Here is a 26,226-nt window from a genome sequence, read left to right on the forward strand (position 1 = left end):
CCATTGCCGCCTCCTCTGTTTCTGGTCTGTCAAGACAGCACCAGCATGGCACATCACGATGCCGTCGGGAGGGGCATCCACTCCATCAGGTTGCGGGACATTGCGGCCACTGCATGCCCAACAGCGAAGGACCGTTCACTTAGAATTGCCGACACATTAGATCGCCAGCGGCTCCGTCTCCCGCGTGGCTCTACTCAGTGGTGCGCCCATCGAAATGTTCGTGGGATGCGTCGGCTTCGGTCTTGGTCGTGTGTACAGTGCCTTCGATGTGCTCGGGCGGCCCGTAGATCGTATAAAGACGCAATGGTTCCGACCCGGTGTTGATGACGTTGTGCTTGGCACCCGCGGGAACGATGACACCATCATCGGCCTTTGCCGCCATCGCAATCGGCGGCAGCCCGGCTGTGGTGCTAGGTACATTGTTGGCCCGCCGCGTTGGCAAACATCACAAGGACTACTATTCAAACCAGATCGAGCGTGGAGGCATCCTCCTTTGGGTCCGAGTTCGTGACAAGGAACGCGAGGAACTGGCAACAAAGATCATGAAAGGTCACTCCGGGCGTGATGTTCACGTGCATTCATGGAGCAAATGAAATTTCCCGAGACAACCGTTTAGGGGAATTGCGTTGCCGACAAGACGCCAGCTTTGAATGCCATTGCTGCCTTCCAAAGAACTCGCGGCATCCGGTATGGGCTCAGAGCCGCCCGATGCCAATGCGGCAAGCTCCGTGGTGCGGGCGGAATGAAACCAGTCATCGGCAGAATTGGCCATGCCCTTGATTTTCCGCCGTTTCGTTTGATGCGTTGTCGTTCGCGTCTCAGAAACCGACCTGTGCGCCGAAAGCGGCGAAACCTGGCTGAGAGCCCATTCCGGAAGCGCCAGAATATCTCTGCGCACGCAGCGCGCCGGCCCGCTGCACTGCCGATTTTCTCCCGTCGCATGGCAAAGGGAAACTCGGACATTCAGACAAAGCGCAGCGATGTTACAAAGGCCAATGACTGAGCCGCAACACCCGCGGCATCTTCCTGGTCAGGTTTTCAAGGCGAGTTCGGTTACACACGAACGCCGCCGATGCACCGCCAGCCGCATCGAAATACCTTCGACAATCCGGATGTACGCGCGTGTAGTGGATGCAGGTGTGCAATGCGCAAACTGGTTCTGACGATCACACCTAGCACCGCGTTTCCCACGGGCAATTTTGCGCAGGATTGAGCCTGTCGTCCAGAGCTGCGCCTTGTCAGCCTAGGCATCGCAGGCCAATATGAACGACGTCACCAATGTGAGACTAGCAAGAACCGAAGGGCTGGTGTGCGCCTGAACGCTCTGGAAGCCGGCTGGTCACCCAGAAGTCTTGCTGCGGAGCGTGGAGACGCAGTTCCATCCAGGACCTGATGACGTTTCTATCCGGAATGCATCTGCTGGCAGAGCGGGTCCTGGCCGCCAGTTGGCCGGAAAGGTAGGCGAGACAGTGATCAGGCAAATCCTGATATCATTAATAGTTGCGTCAGTGGGCTGCGCTCCCAAACCAACGCAATTGTCGCCGCCACCCAATATCTACCTGAATGGCGCGGAGTACCCGGCTGAGGAAATTCCGGAACCGCTGCGCAGCATTGATCCGAAGCTGTTTTTCGCAACCAACCGCCAGGCTGCGGGCAGTGACGAGCAGCGAGGCTTCTTTGGCAAACAAAGATCCGATTCAATGTTCTTTGGAGAGGCTACAGTAAAGTTTGATGCCACCGATTGGGACGCTCTCCTGCGAAGGACAACCGGTGTAGAAAGGCGCAAGTGGACGGCCCTTACGATCGGCGGTGTCAAAGAAGTTGTTCATTTCCTGCCAATCCCGCTTCCCGTGGACAGACGCGGAAATACGGTACAATTCCAGGCTGGCCCGCTGTCTACCTATCAAAAACAGGGACATGCCTTTAAGCAGGCCGTGAGCGAAGAGTTGTCCAGTCTGCAGCAGGACAGCGTTCTGCTCTACATTCACGGCGTGAATAACACGTTCGACGAAAGCCTCTCTACGCTCGCAAATTTGTGGCACTTTTCCGGGCGTCAAAGCCTGCCGCTGGCCTTTTCATGGCCTGCTGGAAACCCGGGTGTCTTGGGGTACTTTCGCGACAGTGCCGCCGGCGAGGTCAGCGTGTTTCATTTCAAGGAGGTAATGCGGCTGCTGGCTGAAGTTCCAGAGGTGAAGCGTATCGACATCGTTGCGCATTCCCATGGATCGGATGTTGCGATGGATGGAATTCGCGAACTTGTCATTCAACATCGTGCCGCTGGGTTAAGGCCAAGACGCGCGATGAAAACTGGAACGCTGATTTTGGCCGCCGCCGACCTTGATGTGGGGGTGGTGCGTCAACGACTCGCAACAGAACGTGTCGAAGAAGCCTTCGAGCAACTGAATTTCTACATCAACCCAAATGACTTCGCCCTTGGGCTCTCCGCGATTTTGACCCGCACCGTCAGGTTTGGAAAGCTGCAGCGCGAGGACTTGGAACCGGCTGAATTCGAATCTCTTCTGCGGGATGCCTTGGTCTATTTTATCCGGGTGGAGAATGGCGACAGCAGCAACAGCCATACCTATTTCAGAAGAAACCCTGCCGTCCTATCAGACATAATCTTGGCCCTGCGCACGGGAGCAATGCCTGGAAGTGCGTCCAGGCCTCTTGTCGATCTTGGAGATGGGTTCTGGTTGCTGCCGTCGCACTATCCGGACCCTCAACCCATTGACGACGGCTCCAGGCCGTCTCGTTAACCTGGCACAAGGCCGATGGCTGCCTAAGCTTGGCCTCTCGGCCGGGTTTGACCACAAGCTCACAGAGCAAGCGTTGTGGAAAAGATACTGAGTGCAGCAAGAGGCTGGCTGCATCCGGGCCTGAACAGGAGACGTTCGATCTTCCCGAACACCGCCTTTCGGTATTCCGGCAGCACAAGTCTGTGTGGAAAGTGGTATGATTTTTCCGCCGAATGTGGCGGGATTTGCCTTCACTGATCCGCTGTGAAGGTGATTTGAGACGCCAAGCGCACACTTGATCCCTCCTCATCCTGCGGCAGCAAGTGAAAGGAAACGCAGATGACAACTCCATACAAACGCCTCGACAAAAATGATGCCGCCGTTCTGATGGTCGACCACCAGGCCGGGCTTCTGTCTCTGGTGCGCGATATCGATCCTGACAAGTTCAAGAACAACGTTCTGGCCCTGGCTGATTCCGCTAAATACTTCGGCCTGCCGACAATTCTGACCACCAGTTTTGAGGACGGCCCCAACGGGCCGCTGGTTCCTGAGCTGAAGGAGCTTTTCCCGGACGCCCCCTACATCGCCCGCCCAGGACAAATCAACGCTTGGGACAACGAGGACTTTGTCGCGGCCGTGAAGGCGACCGGCAAGAAACAGCTGATTGTTGCCGGCGTGGTGACGGAAGTTTGCGTGTCATTCCCAGTCCTGTCGGCGATCGAAGAGGGTTACGAGGTTTTTGTCGTGACGGATGCCTCTGGGACATTCAATCAGGTGACCCGGGACGCGGCATGGGACCGCATGTCTGCTGCGGGAGCCCAGCTGACATCATGGTTCGGCATGGCCTGCGAATTGCATCGTGACTGGCGGAATGACATCGAAGGGCTAGGGGCGCTGTTCTCCAACCACATTCCCGACTACCGCAATCTGATCAGCAGCTACAACGCGACGCCCGTCACTTCATAGGCGTGCCGTGACCGGAGAGTATGCCAGACAAGCCCTTGGCGGGTCTTCCAGCCGCCAAGGGCCGCGTTCCCGATCAATTTTTGGCGCCCCGAGAACCGGAATCTGGGTCGGCTTCCCAGGGGCGTTGCTCTGACAGGTATGAAACCATGTGATCAATCAAAATGCGCAGCTTTGCGGGCATAGGGGAGACTGGCGGCCAAACGGCTAAAACTGGCAGGGTTCTTGCCTCATAATCCGGTAACACCCGTTGAAGCTTTCCGTCGCGCAAAGCTGAGGAAACGACAAAGCCTGGCAATATAGCCAAACCCACACCGCCAATGGCCATATCGCGCATCGCTTCGCCGTTGTTCAACGTAATCCGCCCGGCCACTTGCGGCGAAATAGTGCGTCCGTCCTGCTTGAACTGCCAAAGCATTGCATCAGGGAGATGCGCATAGCTCAAAACCTGGTGGCTTCGCAAGTCTGCAAGGGTCTCCGGTGTTCCATGCGCCGAAAGGTAGTCTGCGCTTGCTACGACTATCTGCCTGTCCTCGCAGAGCTTTCGCTGCATCAGGTGTGCATCCCTGGCATCTCCGATGCGGATGCCGATATCGAACCCTTCGCGCAGGAGGTCCCGAGCACGGTCATCATAGTCGATGCGCAGATCGAGTGAGGGATGAGTGCGGGCAAAATCGGCAAGGATCCCGGACAGAAACATGGTGCCAAACGACATCGGCGCTGTAATGGCAAGAGACCCCTGCAAGAGACCGGTGGCTTCATTCTCGCATGCAGCGCTTTCGGTCGCAGCAATCAGTTCGGTAAGGGCGGGCCGAATTCGTTCTGCCAGTCGCAACGCGGTTTCTGTCGGAGTGATCCGTCCAGCATTTCGGAGGAACAGGGCGGCTCCGACCGACAGTTCGAAATCCGATATCCGTTTGCTGATGACAGATTTGGAATAGTTGAGCCGTGCGGCCGCGGCGGTGACAGTGCCAAGCTCCATAACGGTCAGGAACGTTTCAATTTCATCAAGCGAATAGCGCATAGTCAAACCACAACAAACTGCCCCTGCTTTGCCGACCGGGCGGAAACCCAGATGACATAGCATCGTCTCCGGCGCAACAAATGACAAGGAGGGCCGGGCAGTGTTGAACCGGCATCTTTACCGTTGGACGGTTCTGATTGATTGTAATGGATCAAGACCCGTGTGATTGAAAGGACCGCACATTGCCGATTAGAGACTATCCGATCTGGCGGAAACCGCGCCATCACATGGATGTGGAGAACCCGTCAGACCATGTTCACTGGGTCGAACTCTTCTTTGACCTGATCCACGTCGTGACGATCTTTCTCTTGGGCAACTACCTGTCACACCATCTCGATTGGAATGGGGTTTGGGTTTACACAGCGCTCTACCTTGCTGTCTTTTATGCTTGGGCCGACAGCTCGATCTACAATTCTCTGTTCCTCTCCACGGACATTCCGCACCGGATAATCATGGCGGTTCAAATCGTCACGGCAATGTTCATGGCTGCGTCTCTTAACAGCGTAACAGGTGACGGTTGGCCGTATTTTGCCTTGGCCTATGCGGCAAACCGGGCGCTTACGGCCCTGCTCTACTGGCGCGCACGCAATATGCAAGGCGCGGCAACCAGTCTTGCCTATGAACAGGGGCGAAACTTTTTTGTGATAGCTGCCGTATTTGCTTCTTCAGCCGTCCTTCCGCGCCCCTTGGCTTATTGGGTCTTCGGGGCGGGCGTTGCGGCCATCCAATTGCAATACATGCTGCCGGGCATCGGCACGCTGCGTTTCCAACAGTTCGTGCCGCGGCTCGGTCATGTTTCGGAACGCTTCGGCCTGATTATGCTGATCCTTCTGGGAGAAGGATTTTTTAAGCTAGTTGTCACACTATCGGACAAAGGAATTTACAAGGCCGAAGCCGCAACACTGTTCAATCTGGCGTTCGGCGGCCTTTCGCTTTTCGCGCTGGCCTGGGTTTACTTCGACAGTGTGGGTAATGCCCGGCCGAAGTCCCGGGATCTGCGCACGTTGCTGCTCTATTGGTTTGCCCATATTCTCGTCATGTGGAGCGCCGTCTCTATTGGCGTAGCGCTCGCCGGTGAGGTCTATGTCGGGTTTTGGGAACCTTATCCCGTCGGCTACGCCGCAGTCGGCGCAGTCGCACTCATGCTCTTTTTAGCGTCGATCTGGGTGTTGCAGACGCAGGTCGAAGGCCGTGACAACACCAGGCGTCATGCTCATGGCTGGGTTCGATTATTCGGGATTGCAATGATGGTGGTCCAGCTGGCGCTGCTGGGCCAGCTTCCTGCAATCTTAGGCAATCTCATTTTTTGCATCGCGCTCTTCGCTCAAGTGCTCTGGCCGCTCGCCACTGCTGTTCGCGAGTTGAAAGCCGAGGACTTGCCATGATTTCGAATACCCAAACGCCGCGGGCAAGGGTTTGGCAAGTTCTTGAACATCCCACACGGGCGAACAGGGTGGCATGGTTTCTAGAAATCGCACTGATCGTCGCCATCATCGCAAGCGTCGTTGCAGTAGCACTGGAAACCGTGCCAGGCATTTTTGCGCGTTACGGAACAGAGTTTCACAATTTCGATCTGCTGATCACGGCGATCTTTACTGTCGAATACGCTGCCCGTGTCTGGGCGAGTGCCGAGGCGGCCCCAGATCAGCCTGCCTGGCGCGTTCGGCTGCGCTACGTTCTGACCCCGATGGCCGTGATCGACCTGATCGCCATACTGCCGCTTTATCTGACACTGTTTTTCTCGGTCGATTTTCAGTTGCTCCGGGTGCTGCGGCTGCTGCGGATATACAAACTGACACGGTATTCTCCGGCGCTTTCGGCTCTGATCGCCGTTATTCGAGAGGAGGGATCCACCCTGCTCGCTGCGTTTATGATACTGGCCATCCTTTTGGTTTTCGCTTCAGCGGGCGCTTACCTGGTCGAGCATCAGGCTCAGCCCGAGGCTTTTGGCTCAGTCCCGTCTTCAATGTGGTGGGCTATGGTCACGCTGACCACTGTCGGCTACGGAGATGTGACGCCGATCACACCGTTGGGCCGGCTGTTTGGCGGTGCTATCACGCTGCTTGGGGTAGGTATGGCGGCTTTGCCCGCCGGGATCATTGCCAGCGGAATGGCAGATCACCTTCACCAGCGCCGGAAGCAGCTCCATGAGGAGTTCCGCTGTGCGTTGGAGGATGGATTCATAGACATCACTGAGGGACGCAAGATAGAGCGTTTGCGGCGTGAACTCGGGATTAACCGTGAAATGGCGCGGACGATACATCAAGAGGTACGCCGCAACCACCGTGATCCGAAATGGTGCCGCTGTCCTTCTTGCGGCCACAAATTCGAATCCAGGCCGTGATACCGTTGAAGGTAAGATCATTAGAAACAGGAGAACTCGAAAATGACGCATATCATGGGGCTTTCGGGAAGCCTGCGCAGGGCTTCGTTCAATTCGGGTTTGCTGCGAGCCGCTGTTCAAGTCGCGCCGGATAGCGTGAAACTTTCACCAGGGTCGATCCGCGGGGTACCGCTATACGATGCGGACCTTGAAACGGAGCAGGGACTTCCACTGCCGGTGCAGGATTTGCAACAAGGGCTCGCGGCTGCGGACGGGCTGTTGCTGGTCACGCCTGAATACAACAACGGCGTACCAGGCGTGTTTAAGAATGTAATCGACTGGATGTCGCGCGGGGACGGCTTGGCACTGTTTGACGGCAAGCCGGTAGCGGTAGTCGGGGCATCACCTGGCGGTTTCGGAACTGTGATGGCACAAGCTCACTGGCTGCCCGTGCTGCGAACACTCAAAGCCGACCTCTGGACGGGGGGGCGGATGCTGGTGTCACGCGCCGCCACTGTATTTGACGATGACGGCAACTTAACCGATGAGAAGACCCGCGAGATGCTGGCTGAATTTATCGCTGGATTTGCTAAGCATCTCAACCGAAACTGAAAACCGTCCTTCTGGCAGTTGAATGCTATGCCGAGGAGTGGCGAAGTCAGATTTTGTCCGCTTTCATCGAGTTAAAGAGTTATACCATATGCCCGGAGGATACCTCAGGGAGTGCTAGAGAAACCCGGCGTTCGAAAATGACGAACATGGTAGCTCTTGTCCAGTCGCCAATTTCGACCATCTATTCAGCAACAGCGGCGATGCCGCCTTGTGTTGAATGGAGGTTCCGATGCGTAAGATTCTTTCAACAACCACTGCACCAAGTGGTCACTGGGTTGGCGACGGTTTCCCCGTACGGTCGCTGTTTTCGCATATGTCAGGCAGCAACGAAAACACGCCCTTCCTGATGCTGGACTACGGCGGCCCCTATGAGTTCGGGCCGGCATCCAAGCCGCGCGGTGTCGATGTGCATCCGCACAAAGGGTTCGAGACTGTGACAATCGTCTATGCAGGTGAAGTCGAGCACGGCGACAGCACCGGGCGGGGCGGAGTAATCCGCGAAGGCGATGTGCAGTGGATGACGGCAGGTAATGGTATCCTGCATAAGGAATTCCACAGTCACGACTTCACCGCCAGGGGCGGGAAATTTGAGATGGTTCAGCTCTGGGTAAACCTGCCAGCCAAGGAAAAATCGGCCGAACCCGGCTATCAGGGGATTACCGATGCGCAGATCCCAGCCATCGACCTGGCCGGAGGTGCGGGTCGAGTACGGGTCATCGCCGGGGAATACGGCGGCCTTAAAGGCCCGACTAAGACTTTCACCCCGCTCGACGTGTGGGATCTGAGGCTGAACGCCGGTAATACCGTCACACTCGACCCCGTCGAGGGACACAATGTAATCGTCGTAGCGCTTTCGGGCGATGTCACGGTCAATGCGGAGGCCCAGCTGTCTGGCCCTGCCACTGCACGGCTTTCGCGCGAGGGTGGCAAGGTAGAAATTGAAGCGGCGAGTGACGCCAAGCTGCTGATCCTGGCAGGTGAGCCTATTGACGAGCCTGTCGCCGCCTACGGTCCCTTCGTGATGAACACCGAAGGCGAAATCCGTAAGGCGATTGAAGAGTTCAATTCCGGGCGCTTCGGACAGCTCTAGGTCTAGGAGCTGACACTTCGCATCCTACAGGGCGGCGGGCTTTCCTGCCGCCCGCTTTATTCAGGAGAGGTCATAATGGACGACGTTCTGAAACTCGGCACCCGACAAGGCCTTCCCGAAGATTTGCGGTTTCTTCTCCACAAGCACCCCCGTAAAGGCTGGAAGGCTCAGTCCGCTCTGGCGGGAACCGCCGCATTCTGGCTGGCCAATCACGATGTCTTCCGTGCAGGAACCTACAAGATCTACGAAGACCTCTTGAGCCTATGTGAATCCGGCGAAACAAACTATGACAGCGGTCCAGCCCTGCGCCGTCATATCGGCAGCCTGATCGGCGGCTTGGAAGGACACCATAATGTTGAGGACCATCACTATTTTCCTATGTTCCAGAGCGCGGAGCCACGTCTCGCTCGCGGGTTCGAAATACTAGATGGAGATCACCGCCTAATCCACGATGCCCTCGGTGAGCTGGCTGCTACCACGCACAAAAGTTTGGAGCGCCTCGGTCGAACTGAGGGCGTGATGACCAGCGATCAACGTTTCGCCCTGGACGAGTTGGTCACCGTAGTAAAACACACTGCACCGCTATTGCGACAGCATCTCGGCGATGAGGAGGAGATCGTCATCCCACTGCTTCTTGAGCGGGCGAGAAGCGATCCGGATTTTGGATGACGAGTCCTGATACGCAGGCGACAGAAAGCGGGTTTGTTAATCTTCGCACGGGGATAGGTCGGGGCGTGAAACCCGTTCTTTCCCTAAAGATTGGTCAGCCATTCATTGACGAAGAGCGGGTCCTCAGGCGAAAGGTCGTGACCGGCCTCGACATGCTTGACTGTCACTGCCGCGCCACTCTCAGTCAGCGCGGTCTCAAGTCTTTTGCCATGGCGCTCGAATGGATCCTGTGTTCCGGTCAACAGGAGAACCTGCACATCACTTAGATCCGCGGACGGCGTTTCTTCCAGTACGTCTCCTCCCCGCAGAACGATGGCACGTTGAATAGTTCCTGGATGCAAGCGTATGACCGCCCCGAGGAAATTCGCGCCATTGGAATAGCCAAGAAAAATCAACTGTGCAGGATCGAGCCCATAGCTCTTGATCACCTCACCCACAAAGTAGTCAAATGCAGCGGCTTCGGCATTGATGTCGTTCTGGTCAAAGCGTTCAGGTTCAAAGCGGCGGAACCAGCGTTGTGTGCCTTCTTCAGTTGATCGGCCTCGCACTCCCAAGAGTGTGGCGCGCGCGTTGATCCGAGCGGCTAAAGGCATCAGGTCAGCCTCATTGCCGCCGGTTCCGTGCAGCAGCACATAAACCGAACCGTCGGAATCCTCTGGAGTGTAAAACCTATGAACGAAGGGCAGGTCGCGCATGGGCCGCCTCTCGTCGCCCGGTCGTGCGAATTGCGGCAGCATCACGCGAAGGTCCTGAGCACGACCGGTGTCGCTGGGCGGGATCAGAAGAGTTTCCCCCAGATGCTCCGCAGCCTCGTCCACGGTGAAACCAGGGGCGTCGGTGGCATACTCAAAAAGTGTGCCCGCCGGTTCACGAACGTAAAGCGAAAGGAAATACTTTCGGTCATGCACATTAGTCAGGCCGCTATGATCTTTCAGATCAAGCCGCATCTTGCGCACTGCACCGGCATCAGGCGCCCGGAAGGCGACGTGGTCAAACACACCCGTTCCCGGCCCGCCTGTCACGAAACCAGCCGACTGCCGCAGGTCGATCACGTCCGTCTCTGAGGCCATGCGCGTATGTGGCCCGTCCTGCATTGCCTTGCGATAGCCGAACCGCTCGGTGAAGGCCGCTGTGGCGCGGGCGTCGTCGGTCAGGATTGTCACCGACCGGATACGGGTCGGCGCCAGGGAATCTTCCAGCGGCGCCATGGTGGGCAAATCAACACCCACCAGTTTGACAGTGAGTCCGTCCGGATCGCGCAGACGCAGCACAGTCTCGCCCATTTCGCGTGCTGGCCCGGAGACTGGTACACCTGCCGCTATTGCCCGTTGCATCCAGCCGCCGATGCTTGCGGGCGGCACGGCGAATCCAATCTCGCTCACTTGCCCCAGTCCCACGCGGCCGCGCGCGCCTTCTTGCCAAACCAGAAAAGTGATGATGGAGCCAGGACTGCCAATCCTGTCTCCATAAAACAAATGAAGTTGTTCGGCGTCCTCATATCCCCCGGTCTGCTTGACCAAGCGCAGCCCAAGAAAACCTGCATAAAAATCCACGTTGCGCTGCACATCCCGGGTGAGAGCGGTGACGTGATGGATCCCGGTCGTCACTTTCTGGCCCCGCAGGCCTGCACTAATTTGGCCTCTGTGCTTTCTGTGTGCAATTTATGCAGCGCCAGAAAACTCGCCGTGCTGACAATGCTTCTGTGCAACTTTTTGGTGCCCCAGCGTATCTTCGGAAAGATGTGCGCCCCGATGACTTTGTGCGCAGCCGACCCTGCCAAGACGCTATGCGGGGCAAGCGCATACGCGCCCATCGCAAAATTTAGTTTCGTCATTCTCCCCCCTCAGAAGAAAATATTAGCATCCGGCAAGAATCGTTTCCATACCGACTTAGAGACCTAGGTTGTCCCGAAACGTCAACGGCGCGCCTTGAAACGCCGCGTTCGAAAAGGGCGAACGCTATCTCAAGAGAGCGCCGTTATAGTAAGAGCAGTGCCCGATTACGCAACGGTACAGAATGTGCCGGCTGTCAGTCCACGCACAGAATAACTCTGCTTGAAAGGAACGAGAATGAGTGCCCCAGCCAACTTTGAGAGCAGCCTCCCTGTGATTGAACCCAATGACGCTGTGATGCTGCTCATCGATCACCAAAGCGGTCTATTCCAAACTGTGAACGACATGCCGATGACTGCTCTGCGCCGTCACGCCGGCGCTCTGGCCTCAATAGCATCGCTAGCTGATATGCCGGTAATCACTACAGCCTCTGTTCCTCAAGGCCCGAATGGCCCGCTTGTCCCCGAGATCCACGAGAATGCCCCCCACGCGAAATACGTGGCCCGCAGGGGTGAGATCAATGCTTGGCACAACCCGGAATTCGTCAAGGCCGTCGAGGAAACAGGCAGGAAGACTCTGATTATAGCTGGGACAATCACCAGCGTTTGTATGGCCTTTCCTGCGATCAGCGCGATTGCGGACGGGTACAAGGTTTTTGTGGTGGTGGACGCGTCCGGCACCTATTCGAAAATGGCCCAGGAGATCACGCTTGCCCGCGTCGTCCAGGCAGGTGCCGTCCCCATGGATACCGCTGCCGTTGCATCGGAAATTCAGCGCACCTGGCATCGTGATGACGCCGAAAAATGGGCAGAGATCTATACGCGGATCTTCCCCGAGTACCAGCTCCTGATTGAAAGCTATCAAAAAGCACGGGCTGTCGAACATGATGGCGAGCAACTGGACTCCGCGCGCGGATAAATTTTCCCAACCAAGCAGCAAAGGAGACTGCCATGACGAGTGAAGCACGCCGTGATCCGGCCAAGGATCGGCTGCTTACTCCCGAGAATTCGGCGCTGGTTGTTATTGACTACCAGCCCGTCCAAGTAAACTCCATCGCGTCCATGGACCGGCAGCTTTTGATCAATAACATCGTTGGCACTGCCAAGGCAGCCGTTGCCTATGATCTGCCAATTGTCCATTCGACCGTCAATGTGGAGACCGGGCTTAACAAGCCCCCGATCCCGCAGTTGCGCAAGGTTTTGGAGAGCTATCCAACGTATGACCGGACAACGATTAACTCCTGGGAAGATGTCGAATTCAGGAAAGCGGTCGAAGCGACCGGCCGGAAAAAACTGATCATGACCGCGCTCTGGACCAAGGCCTGCCTGACTTTTCCGGCGATTGATGCTCTGGCGGAAGGCTACGAGGTCTATGTCGTTGCGGATGCTGTCGGCGGCACCTCCGTCGCCGCACACGAGGCCGGGTTGCGACGGATCGAACAAGCCGGCGGCAAGATGATCAGCGTGCCGCAACTTTTCTGCGAGTTGCAGCGGGATTGGGATCGAAAGGAAACGGTTCCTGCCTTTATGGATCTGTTCATCTCCACCGGCGGCACTGCGGGGATTCAATTCTCCTACGACAAAACCGAGTAACAGATCGTATCAACAATGTCCCGTGCCGTGACCGCACGGGACAGCAGTCTTTCACTGGGGAACCTATCTCATGAGTGAAATCAGAATCGTCGTTGGCCTTCATGCAAAACCAGGTAAGGCAGATGCACTGCGCCGTGATCTTGCCAAACTGGTTGAGCCATCTCGGAACGAGGACGGGAACCTAGGCTATGATCTGTACGAAGATGCCAATGAACCCGGCCAATTCGTCTTTTTCGAACATTGGGAGAGTAGTGAAGCCCAACAGAAGCACCACAACTCTGGAGAACACATCAGGTCTTTTCATGAGGACGGAGACCAAAATGTGGAAGCTCGGGATTTCGTTCACATCCTGAAACCCGTCCGGTCATGAGTGGAAAATTGGCTGGATCGGGTTCCCTTTGCATCAGTGTTTTTTGCCAAAGTTGCTGATGAGAAAAGCGCGTGCTCTATCGCCTTCTTTAAGAAACCGGTTCACGGGAAAGGCAGTGATTTCCGTCAAACTCAACGCAATCGTCTGACTCCCACAGTTGCGACCGGACGCAGGTCTTATGCCGGAATGACGGATTGCCACAGAACAATCCGTCTGTGCGCTGTCTCCGTCCCAGGCATTCTGCGCTAAAATCGCCATATTATCCGATCTCCAGTTAGGCAGATCTTCTCAATCCACGTTCAAGGAGGACATTGAAATGAGCTGGAACCCCGCATTGGAACCTGGCTGCCCTGATGACATCGGTGTCGATTCAATCGAAACTCTGATTGTTCCCCGCGCCCGCGATCTGGGCGGGTTTGAAGTCATGCGAGCCCTCCCTGCGCCAAAGCGGCAGATGGTAGGGCCGTTCATCTTCTTCGATCAGGCAGGACCGGCCGAATTTCTGACTGGGCAGGGTATTGATGTGCGTCCACACCCGCATATTGGTCTGGGCACCGTCACGTATCTGTACAGTGGCGATTTTCATCACCGCGACAGTATCGGCAGCGATCAGATCATCGAGCCCGGCGCTCTGAATTGGATGGTGGCAGGCAAGGGCGTGACCCATTCGGAGCGCACCAGTTCTACTGCCCGCCAGGGACCACACAGTCTTTACGGGATCCAGACGTGGATTGCTCTGCCCGAGGATCGCGAGGACATGGATCCGATTTTTGAACACCACGGCAAGGAGAAGCTGCCGCTGATCGAATCTGACGGCGTAGCTGCCCGGCTTATCCTCGGGAACGCGTATGGTGAGAACGCCCCCGCTACACTTTATTCGGAAACATTTTATCTTGACGTAACACTCGCCCCTGGCGCCCGCTTTCCCTTGCCGGATGATCACGAGGATCGCGGGCTTTACGTCACCGAGGGCTCGGTCAGCATAGCAGGGCAGACATTTGAGGCAGGCCGGATGATGGTTTTCCGCCCCGGCGACAAGATCACAGTTGCCGCAGGCGGCCGGGGAGCGCGGCTGATGGCACTTGGCGGTGCCACGCTGAACGGTCCACGCTATGTCTGGTGGAATTTTGTGGCCTCATCCCAAGACCGGATTGAAGAGGCCAAAGAAGAATGGCGTGCTGCTCGCTGGGGACAGGGGTTGTTCGACCTGCCTCAGGACGACAAGGACGAGTTTATTCCACTGCCCGATAGGTGAGCACGCTGCGTAATCAGGAAATTGTGAGGAAGGAGCCCGGTGGCGTCTGCGTTAGCCGAAGAGGCCAGCTGCCGGAAAAACCACAAACCTGATTTTGTTCCAGAGCCAAGCATATCCGCAAGGGGTTGCCGATAGACTGTCGCAAGCTTTGACGATGCGGCCGCCCCTGGCGGCATCGATGGGCCAGGGCGGGCCTGCAACGTAACCGCTTAGCCGTAGTATCGGCTCGGCCCAATAGGCCCGATATCTTTCTCCAAGCAGAGGGACGGCTTTGCGCCGTTGCTGAAAACCGACAGTACACAGTCGAGAAATGGTGGTGTCTCAGGAGATAATTTGAAGCTTGGCCAGCTGGCCGGCGTAGGGGTCAGGCGAAGTTTCCCTCCAAGATGATATCCACCGTCTTGCGAAAGTGTTCTCTGATAAGTTGGCCTGCCAACTCTGTATCACGTTCAAGGACTGCATCTCGAATCGACTTGTGCTCGCAAACATCATCGCGCGGTGTCGTGAGGTAGTGGACAGCAATCCGCCTGTACCGGCGGGCTTGCAGATCAAGAATCGAGCGAAACTCCATAAGCTTCGGTAGTTTGCATTCCGAAACCAGTTCTTCGTGAAATCTGATGTGGTAACGCTCCCAACCCCGGTCAATTTCATTGTCCAGCCCGATCTTATTGCGCTTCTGAAGAGCGTGGAAGGCTGCGATGATCCGCCCTTCCCACAACTCATCACCATTGCGAATGCTCTCTGCGATCGCCAGGGCATCGAACTCCCCCCTCAGCCGGGCGATCTCCTGCAAGTCCTCTTTTGAAACCGGTGCGACCCGGTAGCCTTTGCGATGTTCAGAGACGACCAATCCCTGTGCGGCGAGATGCATCAGCGCTTCCCAAAGCGGCGAGATTCCTGCGCCATAATGTTCCCGCAGGTCGTCGAACCGCAAACGTTCGCCTGGCTTGAGCTGCGGGAACTCCGCCGCCATGATCCCCGAATACGAAGCCCGGATCGCCGCGCTGGAACGGTCTGTCGGGCGCCAGGCTCTCGAGATCGAGTTTTAAAAGCGGCGCGGATCCTTCCTCCATCTGACCGCGTTGCACGAATAGCGCTCGGGCCGCATTTGCCCCTTTCCCCGGTTCGTTATGCGACACGCTCATAGGCCGCACGACCGAGACGGGTCATGCGGTTGAGGGCGTTGACAGCGATGCGGGCTTCGGTTGTCTGGGTCTCCATGTTGCGGCTGCGCAGTTCCGGTCCGATGACCTGCTTGCAGCGCCTGATCTGGGCCTCGCCGCGCGATCTCTGACCATAGCCGGTGGCCCTCTACCATGCCATTCGGCCAGTTTCGGTTATCATGTCGAGATGGGCGTTGCGTGCCTGGCAATCTCCGGGAACGGCGTTCTTCGGCGGCGGAATGATCAACTCGACATCCGGACCAAACGGGTGCCGGATTGTCGCGGCGGTTGGTACACCATCATAAGCTCCGTCTCCGATGAAACGGCGCACCGGACCGGATACCTCGGCAAGAAGGCCGGGCAGAGCGCCGGTGTCCCCGCATGCTGGGGTGTCAGGCAGGACGCCACAAGCTCGCCGCTCTCCGGATCGAAGCCGATATGCAGTTTGCGCCATATCTTGCGGGCCTTCGGCAGCCCGTGCTTCTCCCGCATCCACTCGCGGCCACCGTGGACGCGCAGCCCTGTGCTGTCCACAACCAGCGCGATCGGACCACTGGCTGTCCGGGTGCCGGGCGCGATCTGAAGCGATGGCGCACGGCGGCAAAGCGTCGAAAAATCCGGCACGGGGAGGTCCGTCTGCATGAGCCGCAGCAGACTGCGGACAAAGCCCTGCGTTTGGCGAAGCGGCAAGCCGGACACGGCGCGCAGGGTCAAGCAGGTCTCGATCGCCAGATCAGAATATCGTTGTTGACCACCGCGCTTGCCAGAGCGCGCTGCGCACCACCGAGACACCGCGTCTTCGCTGAACCAGACCGTTACGCCACCACGCTGGCGGAGCACCTCGTTGTATTCGGCCCAGTTCGTCACACGGTACTTTGCCTTCGCAAACTTATCCCGCCGCAACGCGTTGAATTTGAAAGGCATCCCAGCATCCCGCAGTCAAATCGAAGGACCAGCTACGCATCGGAAACGATTTATGCAACACGCTCGGCGCAACCCTCGAACGGAGAATGCCGCGGGAGAGGCCACCGGCCCAGTCAACTGGTGACCCCGATCATCCGGTCTAAAAAAGAGCCCTTGCGGCCTTGACGTCTCGGCGCGCCGTTAGCCGACAGTCGACCAACTGGTCTCGTTGATCGACAGCGCGCCAGAGATAACGCCACTTCCCGCCAACACGACTATATGTCTCGTCGACGTGCCAATTCAGAGCTCGCCAGAATCGATGTTTGAACGGCCGCTTCGCAATCTCAGGCCCGAACTTTCGCACCCAAAGGGGGATTGCCGATGCATCAACTTCAATTCCGCGCTCGGCCAACAGATCGCGCACATCCCGACAAGAAAGTGCAAAACGGCAGTACCATCGTACGGCGCACAAGATCACATCGGGTGAAAACGGGGATGTTTGAAAGGAGTACGCTGCAGAGTGATCCTCCTCCTGGTGGGTTGACATCAAGCATCTGGTTTTCAGACAATTAATGCAACAGACCCGCTGGAGATCACCTGTTCCGCCAAAAAGGGCGGCAAGGCTTGCGGCGGACTTCAGTTCGCGGCGCGCCACATACGATACCGCCCCTGCCCTGTCACCTCGCGGATCAGACCCCGCGCTTCCATCCAGGCGAGGTTGCGCTGGACAGCGGCGCGGCTGGCGCCGGTCAGCCCCTCGGCCATCGCGGCGGAGACAAGTGGCCATTCGGTCAGCACAGCGCGCAGGGCCGGTGGTGTCTTGCCCGAAAGCGACGACATCTCGGTTTCCGCCCGCGCCGACCATGCCTCGATACCGTCGAGGTGCCGCATCGCGGTCAGACATCCGGTCTCCATCCCGTCGAGCCAGCGCGCGAGGCGCTCGTTCGGTGAGCCACCAGCGCGCAGCCCCCCTGCCCTAACCATGGCCAGAGGCGCAAAGACTGCTCCCTTGCCTTCGCTGGCCGCAATGCGCCCCGCCGTGACCGCCGCTTCTATTCGATCGCTCTGTTGCCCAAGGCCCGCGAGGCTCCAGAGGTGAAAGCCCATGCAAGCGCGGGTGACCGGATGGAGGTCAGCCGCTTGGACCATCATAGCGAGCCAGCCACCAGCGCGGTCGGCGAAGGGCTCCGCCTCGTCGTCCAGGTGCTCGGGGTCACGGCGGTCGAGGAAGGCGGACAGGTCTGCCTCCGGGCCGGGACCACCTGTCAGACGGCGCACCGCCCATCCGGCACGCGCGAGTGCCGCTGTGTCATCTTGAACGCCTGACAGGCGCATGGAGATCCAGAGCGCCAGCCGATCCGGGCCGATCCGATCGCTCACAAACCAGCTAAGGTCTGCCGCCTCGATGAGCGCAAGCCTGTGCCGCCAGCCTTCCGGACCACGCTTCAGCCGCTCGTCTAGCGCCCCGAACCGACCGGCTGCACGAGCTAAACGGGCGGCATTGCCCGCCTCAGCCTTCCGCCAATCGTCGAGGACTTCGGTTTCACGCCGCTCTGCCCTTGGCCCGGGCGGCAGATAATCCGGTTCCTCTTCCACAGGGCCAGGCAGGAACCACAAGTCGTCCTCGGACGACTGTTCCGCCTCCTCGGCATCGATCATGAGGGCGTCAGATTGATCATATTGTGACGGTGTTTGAGTCTTCATATGTGCAAAATACGGCGATTTCGCATTTTACCCAAGTGTTTTGTCAGATTGCGCCAGAGCCTTCCATATAATACGCGCGCAATGGTCTGGGAGAGTTCTCTGAATGCGCTCATCCTGTGGAAACCAAGGGGTTTCTGATGAGCAGCACCACAGAACACTCTCTTGCATTCGGTTGCAAACGGTCGATTGATACTGACATATTAAATTGAAAATGCGCTGGAAGCGGGCGAAGGTGCGGCAGACCGCCTGCTATAATCCCGCCAAAGGCCCAGCCATGCGCTTCATCGGCTATGCCCGTGTCTTCTCGGATGACCAATCCACCGCAGCCCAGACCGAGGAGCTGCGGGCGCCGGGCTGTGTCCAGGTGCATGAGGAACAGGCTTCCGGCGGCGACCGGGCGCGTTCCGTCCTGAATCGGCTCTTTGACAGGCTTGGCCCGGGTGACACTTTGGTTGTCATCCCGCTGGACCGGCTTGCACGCTCGCTCTCGCATCTGCTGGAGGTGATCGCGGGGGTAGAGGCCAAGGGCGCCCAGTTCAAGTCCCTGCGCGATCCAGTCGACACCTCCAGCCCGCAGGGGAAATTCACCCTTCAGGACTGGGTGCCGCTGCCGAACTGGAACGCGCCCTGATCCGGGAAGGTTTACTGGAAGGCCGGATTCTGGAGCCTGCCAGGCGCGAGCGGGCCCCGCGCGGCCGGATAAAATGGTCTGTGTCGTCCGTCAAGATGCTGATGGACCGCGCCGGAGAACGGGGCCTGCTGGAGCGTGATCGTTCTTAAGAAAGCGGTTCGAAAACACCGGATGCCGGCCTGAGCTGGACCTTGCTGACCGTAACCTGCTCTGCATCCTCTATCAAATGCAGACATTCCGAACACGTGAAACGCCTGGCATTAGGGTGCTTATCATTCCCAGCTCCCTGCCCCGCATTGCAGTTGATCGTGCTGTTTACCGCAACTCGCGCACCGCTGGGGGTGCTGAAGCCGGTGAGTATGATGTTCATAGCCATCTCAATTATTTTTCTGAAAGATGCCGGATCACAATCGGCGCTGCCGGGTTGGCATCCGGGTGAAGGGTTGAATAATCATTAGGCAAGATGAAGCCCCATTCGCTCATGTTCATCTGGAACGGTTTCACAGTCCGGAGAGAGTTCACAGCTTTGAACTCTCTATGCCGCTTCCTGGCGGACCAAAGCCATGACCATGGGTCCGCTGGAAAAATGCCCTGAAGTAGCTTTTGCGCTGAGGTGCCGCAGATAGGCGCCGGGAGAACGGATTTCACCAAAACGCTCAAGCATGGCAGAAATCACGACCGATGCCTCGGCAGCGCCCATGGCGTGTTTCGCTTCTTCCCAGACTGCGGAGGAAATGCCCATCATTGGCCTGATGGTATTGGCAGCTTTGACCAGATCGTGCCAATGGCAGATAGCTCCATCCGCATAGGTTTTGATTTCTCCGCAGGCTGACAGAATGAGCCTAAGCGGCAGTTTGGGCATATTCCGGGAGGCTTGCCTTTGTTGATTATCCGGGACCGGTGCTGTCTCTGTAGTGTCAGCTTTGTTGCTGCTTTTGGCAGCTTTTGGCTCTTCTGTGCTGATTTGAGCTGCCGCCTGTTCAGATTCATAAGAGTCTTTAGTTGAATTCTGATAGTGCTGCTCATTTTGGGCGTCACTGGTGCTCATTTCTTCTGCCTGATCCGGTTCGAGCTGGGCGCTTGCTTCCTTAAGTCCGGCGGCAAGCTGGTGTTGGATTTTCTGGAGCTCCTCAAACCCCAGCTTGCGGCGGAGTGCGCGAGCTGTGAGCCGGGCCATATCGTGGAACTGGTCCCAGACATTCAGGTCAGGGCGCTCCGCTTCGCCGCAGAGCGCGAGACTGGCGAGGTCGCGGCGCATCAGGCTCACGGTTTCCCGCAGCTGTCTAAGGTGCATCTGCGCGGCCCGTTCTGTCTCAGCTGCGTCACTGAATTCGGCAAACCGGACAGCAAGAGGGGAGAGGTCAAACCCGAAGGCCATCCGTTCACCCTGGTAACGGCGCACGTAGCGTTTGCCGTTCGGGCTGTCGCGGCGGATCAGGATGCCGGCCTCGACCAGCTTGGCCACATGGCGGCGCATGGTGGAGCAGGGCATCCCGTTCAGGCGCTCGCAGATCACCTTGTTGGAGGGGTGGATCACCAGGCTGCTGTTCTGACGGTCCAGCATCTTGCCGGGCAGAAAGCTGAGAAGCGCCTGCAGGACCGATATGTCCCGGTCGCTCAGCCCGTATGTCTTGCGGGCGGCGGCCAGCTCACGCAGCGCGTCCCATTTGTTTGCTGCAGGCTGCAGATGTGCCTTTTCGGTTGCTGCCTGCTGTTTCAGCAGGACAGCATCAACCGTTCGCCCGAAAGGCGTGATCGGCATATATCCCATGTCATCATCACGAAAGACAAAAAAATAGCGGCCCGCGAATCGCTTTGGACTTGCGGTCAAAGGCTCCGGCCACTAACTTGAAGGTGCTAGAAACAAGTTGGTCTCGTGGAGCTTCGGTTTTGCGGGGCCTTCTTTTTGTCTGCTCTGTGCCTCCTAAGTTATTGTTATATCTTACTCTTCGCAGCGCGACTGCCAGCGCGCGTGAAGCTCTTCAATCAGTGTCTGCGCCTCGTCCTCCAGCCAGTCGGCAAAGCCGCCGCCGGGCAGCTCCAGGCTGACGCCCTTGGCGGTGCGGCGCAGGGTGGCGCTGCGGCGGCCATCGACGGTGAGTGGCTGCGAGAGCGTCCGGCTCTTCTTTGCGGGTTTGGCGTCCTGCGGGGCAGGGGAGGGGACCGCGGCCTTGAACACCGCCTCAAACGCCAGAACCGAGGGGTCGCCGGGCGCGGCATCAGTGCCTTCTGTCACCGCATCGACGGTGAAATCGGTGTATTCCTGCTCGGCGATACGGATGAGCGCGGAGCGGTCGGTGCCGGTGTCCGAGATTGCCTTGGCCAGCGCGTCCCAGCGGGGGCGGCCAATGCCCTGGGCCGGGCCGATGGCGCGGATCAGATCGCCGCCTATCGCCTCGGCAATGGCGATGGCCATGGAGACGGAGGATTTGGTGACGGTCAGCACCTCGGCGACCTGCGACTGGTTGCCGAAGCCGTTTTCGACAAGTTCCTGCGCAAACAGCGCCTTTTCGATAAAGGAGAGGTCGCGCCGGGCCATGTTCTCGGAAATCTGGGCGCGCACCGCGGCGTCATCATCCATACTGGCGACCAGCGCCCGGACCTTGGCGACCTTGTCAGATGAGCGGATCGCTTCCAGACGGCGGCGGCCGTAGACCAGCAGGTAGCGGTCGGCCTCAGAGGGGTGGCGGCGCACCAGGATCGGCACGGTCTGGCCGTTCGCCTCAATCGCGTCGCGCAGGTCGAGAATGTCGTTCGGGTCGAGCCGGTCGTGGACGCGGGTGTCCTCGATCTGATGCGGTTCCAGATCCCAGACCCGGTGCGAATCCACTGCGTCGCGGGCGGAGCGCAGGGCGCGGTTGCTGGACATCATCGAAGCCGCCGGGGCAGGGGAGGCCACCGGCGCGCCGGCCGCGGCCAGGCTGTCGAGCATCGAGAGACGGGATTTCTTGCTGCTGGTCATGTGCGCCCCCAGGTTTCCTGAATGAGCTGGCTGATTTCGTCGTTGACCGCGTTCAGGCTTTCGACCGCGCGGTCATAGGTGGAGCGGGTGAAAGCGCTGCGTTCGACCTCGTATAGAGTCTGTTTTGTGAGGCCGGCGTCGGAAATCGCGGTGGATTTCAGCATCGGCGCGTTCAATACCTTGTCGCCGTACATGGTGCGCAGGAAGGCGACGATACGGTTCTGCGGCGCGTCCGAGGGTTCGTACCGGGTCAGCAGGTAGCGCATCCAGTCGTGGCTCATGTCGGCGCCGGACTGGGCGATCACGTCCATCAGGTCGGCGGTCATGCGCAGGAACTGCGACATCGACATCACGTCGAGCATTTCGGGGTGGATCGTCACCAGCACGCCGGTGGCGGCGGAAAGCGCCGACATGGTCAGGAAGCCGAGCTGCGGCGGGCAGTCGATCACCACCACGTCATAGTCGGAATCGACCTGCGACAGAGCCTCTTTTACCCGGAAGAAGAACAGCCCGGCGCTGCCCTGGGCCAGGGCGCGGGGGGTGTCATGCTCGAACTCCATCAGTTCGAGGTTGCCGGGGATCAAGTCGAGATTGGGGATATAGGTCTGCCGGATCACTGACCGGATCGGCGCCGGGTCATCATAGCGGATGGCGTCGTAAAGGGTGCCGCCGTCCTTGAGGTCGAACTCCGGCTGGACGCCGTGCAATGCGGTCAGCGAGGCCTGCGGGTCGAGGTCGATCGCGAGCACCCGGTAGCCCTTGAGCGCCAGGCGCTGCGCCAGATGGGCGGAGGTGGTGGTCTTGCCGGAGCCGCCCTTGAAGTTCATCACGCCGATCACCTGCATGTGGTCGCTGTAGCCTTCGCCATTTTCGGCGCGGCGCCGGCCGGGCAGGTAGTCGCCGGGTTTGCGGGTGGTTTTTTCCAGCAGCACGCGCAGTTCCTGGATGTCTTCGGCGGAATACTGGCGGCGGTTGCCGGCGGTCAGCTCGGGCGAGGGGCCCTTGCCGTCCAGATGCAGCTTGCGCAGGTAGGAATCATTGACCCCGAGCAGGGCCGCGGCCTCGCCGGAGGTGAATTTGCGCATCGTCTTGGAAGCGTTCGGCGGGAACAGGCTTTCGCGCTGCGCATGCAGCTGCGCCGCAATCCATTCGGAATGCTGGCGGATCACCGCATTGAGATCCTCAGGTGTGTATGTATGATCCATCTGCCCTATGTGCCTGCTGTTTGCCGCTCTGCCTTTTGCCCGTGTCTTTGCCGTCAGGCGTGTTCACGGAATTTGGCGTTTACTGCCTCTTTTCCGTGACTATTGGCCAAGGAACGGGATTCGTGCAAGTCTTTTCTATAGTTGGCGGGGCAGGGGGCTGCCTTCCCGGATCTCCGCCGTCTCTTTCAGGTTGCAGCTGCCGGAGCTGGGCCAGTCTCCCGCGGTGGCGGTCACAGGAGCCAGAAGCACCATCAGGAGGGCTGAAAGGCCGGTTCGTGACCTTTTTTCTGCCTCGGAGGGAAATTGAGACGCTTTGCGCCGTATGTGCAGTCCAGGTCGCCCCGTGCGGCAGCGAAGCGCAGGAAGCGCCCTTCCGTAATGGGGCGTGATCTGTCAAGCACCTTTCCGCATGATAAAATGACCTCCTGTCGCAATGGCGGGGAGGTGCTGCGGATCACTGGCCGGTTACCCTTTCTTGCTGGGCCACGCTTTTTGCGATTGCGTTATGCGGCTCCTCCGGGTTCATGAGGGAGAGCGGGCCTGCTGGCAAAACCATGTTCTCGCCGAGGCAGATGTATCTCCCGGCGCCTTCCGCAATTGCCCCGATGGCACCGCTCGTCGTGGGCGTGACGGCTGAAAGAGGTCTTGAAAAGTTCGGTGCCGTGGTGCCAGCCAAGATGGTGGTTGCGGTTCTGTTGAGCCCGAGTTGCTCCCAACCTTTATTCCCCAGGTGAAGGGCACGATGGCCCGTTCGAAGCCGAGCTTGACCGGCAACAGGACGATGAACTGAATCGCGTTCTTGAACGCGGCCATGATCCCGCCATAGGCGACGACGAAATCAGAGGTTGCCCGGTTGATGGCCTGAGCCGGGAAATAAGTCAGGCCGTGGGGCCAGTCATCGAGCGGGGGAAGCAGGTGGCCACCGAGAAAGGCAGCGCCCATGACCAACGCCAGAAGAGGGACAAACCGGCGTAGCGGCAGGCCGCTGTGGCTTGAGGTCGGAAGCTGGCGCGCGGCGTAGGCAGCGCTGATCCGGTCGAGCAAGATCGCGAGGATCACGATCACGACGCCGGAGAGCAGGCTCTGGCCGAACTGGGCCTTGCGCATTGCCGAGAGAACGGCCCAGCCGATATCTTCGAACCCGCCGATGATGGCAGCGATGATGACCATTGAAAGCACCGCCATAGTGGTCTGGTTCACGCCGACCAGCATCTGGGGCATGGCGGCCGGAAGCTCGACCCAGGCGAATTGCTGGCGCCGCGAGCAGCCGGACATCCGGGCGCTTTCCATCACCGCTTCCGGGATGCTCTGCATTCCGAGGATCGTGTTTCGCACCATCGGCGGGATGGCGAAGACCACGCTCGCAATGAGGCCGACGACAGGGCCGAACCCGAACAGCAGCAGGATCGGTATGAGATAGGCAAAGGCGGGCACGGTCTGCATGAGGTCGAGCATCGGCATGATGACCGCTTGCGCGCGTCGGGACCGGAAGCCGAGATAGCCGATGCCGAACCCGGTGAGGACGGCAAGCGGCAGCGCTAAAAGCACGAGCGAGAGGGTGTTCATCGCGGGCTCCCAGTAGCCCGCGGCGAGGACGTACAGCAGCAGAACAACGGTAAGCAGCGCGAGCCGCCAGCCTCCGCCCTGCCAGGCGATCAGCGCGAAGAGGCTGACGGAAGCGATCCAGGGGGCGTGGAGCAGCAGGGCCTGAACACCGGCGAAGGCAACGTTCAAGCCGCCGCTGATGGCGCGTCCCTCAGCCTGAAACAGGATGACCGCGCGGTCGATGATTCCGTCCAGCGCTTCGGCGAGGGGAAGTGTCCAGCCGTCTGGATAGGTCACGATCTGGCTGAACGCATCCCTCTGCGTCAGCAGGACGACATTGAGCGCAAGGATGGCGAGCCACGGCCACGCCTTGCCGCAGGACGAAACGAAACGCCGGGTGAAGGTGCTCACAGGGCTTGCTCCGGATCATCGTGGTAGAGAGACCGGATGACCTCCAGCGGGTGGAGCGAGCCGAGTATGGTGCCGCTCTCGTCCATGACGTCGATCGTCTCGGTTTTGTCGTCGAAAAGCTTGATAGCGGTTTCGAGAATGTCGTCGTGCACCACCTTTGGGTGGGGCTGGCCGTCATGATAGGGAGGGCTCATGACGTCACCAGCCCTCAGGACGTGAGCCAGCGGCACGTCGCCGATGAACTCCCGCACGTAGTCGTTGGCAGGGCGCAGCACGATGTCGGCGGGAGAGCCGATCTGAACGATCTCGCCATCCTTCATTATGCAGATGTTGTCCGCCAGCTTGAGCGCCTCGAGGAAGTCGTGCGTGACGAAGATGATGGTCTTGTTCAGCTGCTTCTGCAGGCGCAGGAACTCGTCCTGCATCTGCGAGCGGATGAGCGGATCAAGGGCGGAAAAGGGTTCGTCGAGAAACCAGAGCTCGGGTTCGACGGCGAGGGAGCGTGCGATCCCGACCCGCTGCTGCTGTCCGCCCGAAAGCTGGTGCGGATAGGAACGTTCCTTTCCTTTCAGGCCCACCAGTTCGATCATTTCCCGGGCGCGGGCGCGGGCGCGGCGGGCCCCGCGCGACTGCCCTTGTGCCTTGAGAGGAAAAGCCACGTTCTGCACCACGTCGAGGTGCGGCATCAGGCCGAAGCTCTGAAACACCATGCCCATCTTGCGGCGGCGAATCTCGGTCAGCTCTTTCGGCGATGCGACAAGCAGGTCCTTGTCGTCCAGGAAGACCTGCCCGGATGTCGGTTCGTCGAGCCGCGAGATCGCGCGGAGCACGGTGGATTTTCCGGAGCCCGAGAGCCCCATGATCACGAAGATCTGGCCTTTATAGACATCGAAGTTCACGTTCGCCGCCGCGACGAAGTGCTGGTTCTGTCTGGCATGCTTAAGGCGTTCGGCATGCGGCATGTTCTGAAATTCGTCAGACACGAGACTCTTCGGGTTGGACCCGTAAATCTTCCACAGGTTTCTGACCGAGAGTTTCGGTTCCCCGTTGACTGTCATATCTTGCTCCGGGCAATGACGCGGCACCCGGTAAGGGGCCGCGGGCATGTTGTGCTTACTTGCTGGCTGCGTTGACCCAGGGTTGCCAGGTCGCGGAATTGTCCGCGATCCACGTGGCAACCACCTCGTCGATGGGCTGGCCGTCCTGATCGATTGCCTTCATCATGATTTCCTGCTGT

General features: G+C 58.8%; 28 protein-coding genes. 13 read left to right on the forward strand and 15 right to left on the reverse strand.

Annotated elements, in window-relative coordinates; genetic code table 11:
- Positions 1-190 precede the first annotated feature (190 nt).
- Positions 191-442 carry a cupin domain-containing protein gene (locus VOI29_RS08040; protein WP_323777679.1) on the reverse strand — a complete coding sequence of 84 codons (252 nt, stop codon included), beginning with the start codon at positions 440-442 and terminating at the stop codon, positions 191-193.
- Between the two features lie 126 nt (positions 443-568).
- Entirely contained in the window at positions 569-772 is a 204-nt protein-coding gene (locus tag VOI29_RS08045; protein ID WP_323777681.1) for a hypothetical protein, read from the reverse strand.
- 763 nt (positions 773-1,535) lie between these two features.
- Here VOI29_RS08045 and VOI29_RS08050 point away from each other — a divergent pair.
- Both VOI29_RS08050 and ycaC read left to right on the forward strand, forming a co-directional pair.
- Complete coding sequence (locus VOI29_RS08050) at positions 1,536-2,756, forward strand: alpha/beta hydrolase (protein ID WP_323777683.1); 1,221 nt, start codon at positions 1,536-1,538, stop codon at positions 2,754-2,756.
- Positions 2,757-3,074: 318 nt separating this feature from the next.
- Positions 3,075-3,701 (forward strand): isochorismate family cysteine hydrolase YcaC, encoded by a 627-nt coding sequence (gene ycaC / locus VOI29_RS08055; RefSeq protein WP_323777685.1) that lies wholly within the window; start codon positions 3,075-3,077, stop codon positions 3,699-3,701.
- A 73-nt stretch (positions 3,702-3,774) separates the two neighbouring features.
- Here the strand turns inward: ycaC and VOI29_RS08060 are convergent, their stop codons facing one another.
- A complete protein-coding gene (locus VOI29_RS08060; protein ID WP_323777687.1) occupies positions 3,775-4,722 on the reverse strand; it encodes a LysR family transcriptional regulator in 948 nt (315 codons plus the stop codon).
- 227 nt (positions 4,723-4,949) lie between these two features.
- Between VOI29_RS08060 and VOI29_RS08065 the strand changes: the two genes are divergently transcribed.
- The 5 genes from VOI29_RS08065 to VOI29_RS08085 all read left to right on the forward strand — a co-directional run bounded on the left by VOI29_RS08065 (position 4,950) and on the right by VOI29_RS08085 (position 9,416).
- Positions 4,950-6,107, forward strand: coding sequence for a low temperature requirement protein A (locus tag VOI29_RS08065; protein WP_323777689.1), 1,158 nt, complete (start codon positions 4,950-4,952; stop codon positions 6,105-6,107).
- Positions 6,108-6,175: 68 nt separating this feature from the next.
- A complete protein-coding gene (locus tag VOI29_RS08070; protein ID WP_323777691.1) occupies positions 6,176-7,066 on the forward strand; it encodes an ion transporter in 891 nt (296 codons plus the stop codon).
- Between the two features lie 42 nt (positions 7,067-7,108).
- Complete coding sequence (locus tag VOI29_RS08075) at positions 7,109-7,657, forward strand: NADPH-dependent FMN reductase (RefSeq protein WP_323777693.1); 549 nt, start codon at positions 7,109-7,111, stop codon at positions 7,655-7,657.
- Between the two features lie 229 nt (positions 7,658-7,886).
- Positions 7,887-8,747 carry a pirin family protein gene (locus tag VOI29_RS08080; protein ID WP_323777695.1) on the forward strand — a complete coding sequence of 287 codons (861 nt, stop codon included), beginning with the start codon at positions 7,887-7,889 and terminating at the stop codon, positions 8,745-8,747.
- Between the two features lie 75 nt (positions 8,748-8,822).
- A complete protein-coding gene (locus tag VOI29_RS08085; RefSeq protein ID WP_323777697.1) occupies positions 8,823-9,416 on the forward strand; it encodes a hemerythrin domain-containing protein in 594 nt (197 codons plus the stop codon).
- Between the two features lie 83 nt (positions 9,417-9,499).
- Here VOI29_RS08085 and VOI29_RS08090 read toward each other — a convergent pair whose 3' ends face one another.
- Positions 9,500-11,023 carry a VOC family protein gene (locus tag VOI29_RS08090; RefSeq protein ID WP_323777699.1) on the reverse strand — a complete coding sequence of 508 codons (1,524 nt, stop codon included), beginning with the start codon at positions 11,021-11,023 and terminating at the stop codon, positions 9,500-9,502.
- A complete protein-coding gene (locus tag VOI29_RS08095) occupies positions 11,020-11,250 on the reverse strand; it encodes a hypothetical protein (protein ID WP_323777701.1) in 231 nt (76 codons plus the stop codon). The genes VOI29_RS08090 and VOI29_RS08095 overlap by 4 nt, the downstream gene beginning before the upstream one ends.
- A gap of 295 nt (positions 11,251-11,545) precedes the next feature.
- Here VOI29_RS08095 and VOI29_RS08100 point away from each other — a divergent pair, with 295 nt between their 5' ends.
- The 4 genes from VOI29_RS08100 (at position 11,546) to VOI29_RS08115 (ending at position 14,465) form a co-directional block, all read left to right on the forward strand.
- Positions 11,546-12,166, forward strand: coding sequence for a hydrolase (locus tag VOI29_RS08100; RefSeq protein ID WP_323777703.1), 621 nt, complete (start codon positions 11,546-11,548; stop codon positions 12,164-12,166).
- Between the two features lie 32 nt (positions 12,167-12,198).
- Complete coding sequence (locus tag VOI29_RS08105; RefSeq protein ID WP_323777705.1) at positions 12,199-12,840, forward strand: hydrolase; 642 nt, start codon at positions 12,199-12,201, stop codon at positions 12,838-12,840.
- A 70-nt stretch (positions 12,841-12,910) separates the two neighbouring features.
- Positions 12,911-13,210, forward strand: a complete 300-nt coding sequence (locus VOI29_RS08110) for a putative quinol monooxygenase (RefSeq protein WP_323777707.1) — start codon at positions 12,911-12,913, stop codon at positions 13,208-13,210.
- A gap of 316 nt (positions 13,211-13,526) precedes the next feature.
- Positions 13,527-14,465: a pirin family protein gene (locus VOI29_RS08115; protein WP_323777709.1), complete on the forward strand. Its 939-nt coding sequence runs from the start codon at positions 13,527-13,529 to the stop codon at positions 14,463-14,465.
- Between the two features lie 364 nt (positions 14,466-14,829).
- On the opposite strand, the gene VOI29_RS08120 is transcribed toward VOI29_RS08115, so the two are convergent.
- From VOI29_RS08120 to VOI29_RS08135, 4 genes are all read right to left on the reverse strand, one after another.
- Positions 14,830-15,438 carry an FCD domain-containing protein gene (locus VOI29_RS08120; protein ID WP_323777711.1) on the reverse strand — a complete coding sequence of 203 codons (609 nt, stop codon included), beginning with the start codon at positions 15,436-15,438 and terminating at the stop codon, positions 14,830-14,832.
- Between the two features lie 433 nt (positions 15,439-15,871).
- The gene (locus VOI29_RS08125; protein ID WP_323777713.1) at positions 15,872-16,552 is read right to left on the reverse strand and encodes an IS5 family transposase; all 681 of its coding nucleotides are present in this window, start codon (positions 16,550-16,552) and stop codon (positions 15,872-15,874) included.
- 139 nt (positions 16,553-16,691) lie between these two features.
- The gene (locus tag VOI29_RS08130) at positions 16,692-17,078 is read right to left on the reverse strand and encodes an IS6 family transposase (protein ID WP_323777715.1); all 387 of its coding nucleotides are present in this window, start codon (positions 17,076-17,078) and stop codon (positions 16,692-16,694) included.
- 89 nt (positions 17,079-17,167) lie between these two features.
- On the reverse strand, positions 17,168-18,190 hold the full coding sequence (locus VOI29_RS08135; protein ID WP_416361498.1) for a hypothetical protein: 1,023 nt from the start codon (positions 18,188-18,190) through the stop codon (positions 17,168-17,170).
- 277 nt (positions 18,191-18,467) lie between these two features.
- Here VOI29_RS08135 and VOI29_RS08140 point away from each other — a divergent pair, with 277 nt between their 5' ends.
- Positions 18,468-18,866 (forward strand): recombinase family protein, encoded by a 399-nt coding sequence (locus VOI29_RS08140; protein ID WP_416361499.1) that lies wholly within the window; start codon positions 18,468-18,470, stop codon positions 18,864-18,866.
- A 245-nt stretch (positions 18,867-19,111) separates the two neighbouring features.
- Positions 19,112-19,324 carry a hypothetical protein gene (locus VOI29_RS08145; RefSeq protein WP_323777719.1) on the forward strand — a complete coding sequence of 71 codons (213 nt, stop codon included), beginning with the start codon at positions 19,112-19,114 and terminating at the stop codon, positions 19,322-19,324.
- Positions 19,325-19,401: 77 nt separating this feature from the next.
- On the opposite strand, the gene repC is transcribed toward VOI29_RS08145, so the two are convergent.
- From repC to VOI29_RS08175, 6 genes are all read right to left on the reverse strand, one after another.
- The gene (gene repC, locus VOI29_RS08150; RefSeq protein ID WP_323777721.1) at positions 19,402-20,637 is read right to left on the reverse strand and encodes a plasmid replication protein RepC; all 1,236 of its coding nucleotides are present in this window, start codon (positions 20,635-20,637) and stop codon (positions 19,402-19,404) included.
- A 171-nt stretch (positions 20,638-20,808) separates the two neighbouring features.
- A complete protein-coding gene (repB, locus tag VOI29_RS08155; protein ID WP_323777723.1) occupies positions 20,809-21,828 on the reverse strand; it encodes a plasmid partitioning protein RepB in 1,020 nt (339 codons plus the stop codon).
- Positions 21,825-23,033, reverse strand: a complete 1,209-nt coding sequence (repA, locus tag VOI29_RS08160; protein ID WP_323777725.1) for a plasmid partitioning protein RepA — start codon at positions 23,031-23,033, stop codon at positions 21,825-21,827. Before repA ends, repB begins: the two co-directional genes overlap by 4 nt.
- 454 nt (positions 23,034-23,487) lie before the next feature.
- Complete coding sequence (locus tag VOI29_RS08165) at positions 23,488-23,589, reverse strand: hypothetical protein (RefSeq protein ID WP_323777727.1); 102 nt, start codon at positions 23,587-23,589, stop codon at positions 23,488-23,490.
- On the reverse strand, positions 23,556-24,989 hold the full coding sequence (locus VOI29_RS08170) for an ABC transporter permease (RefSeq protein ID WP_323777728.1): 1,434 nt from the start codon (positions 24,987-24,989) through the stop codon (positions 23,556-23,558). Before VOI29_RS08170 ends, VOI29_RS08165 begins: the two co-directional genes overlap by 34 nt.
- Positions 24,986-26,047 (reverse strand): betaine/proline/choline family ABC transporter ATP-binding protein, encoded by a 1,062-nt coding sequence (locus VOI29_RS08175; protein ID WP_323777730.1) that lies wholly within the window; start codon positions 26,045-26,047, stop codon positions 24,986-24,988. The genes VOI29_RS08170 and VOI29_RS08175 overlap by 4 nt, the downstream gene beginning before the upstream one ends.
- Between the last annotated feature and the right edge of the window lie 179 nt (positions 26,048-26,226).

The sequence above is a fragment of the Leisingera sp. genome (assembly GCF_034669605.1).
Classification (GTDB): Bacteria; Pseudomonadota; Alphaproteobacteria; order Rhodobacterales; family Rhodobacteraceae; genus Leisingera.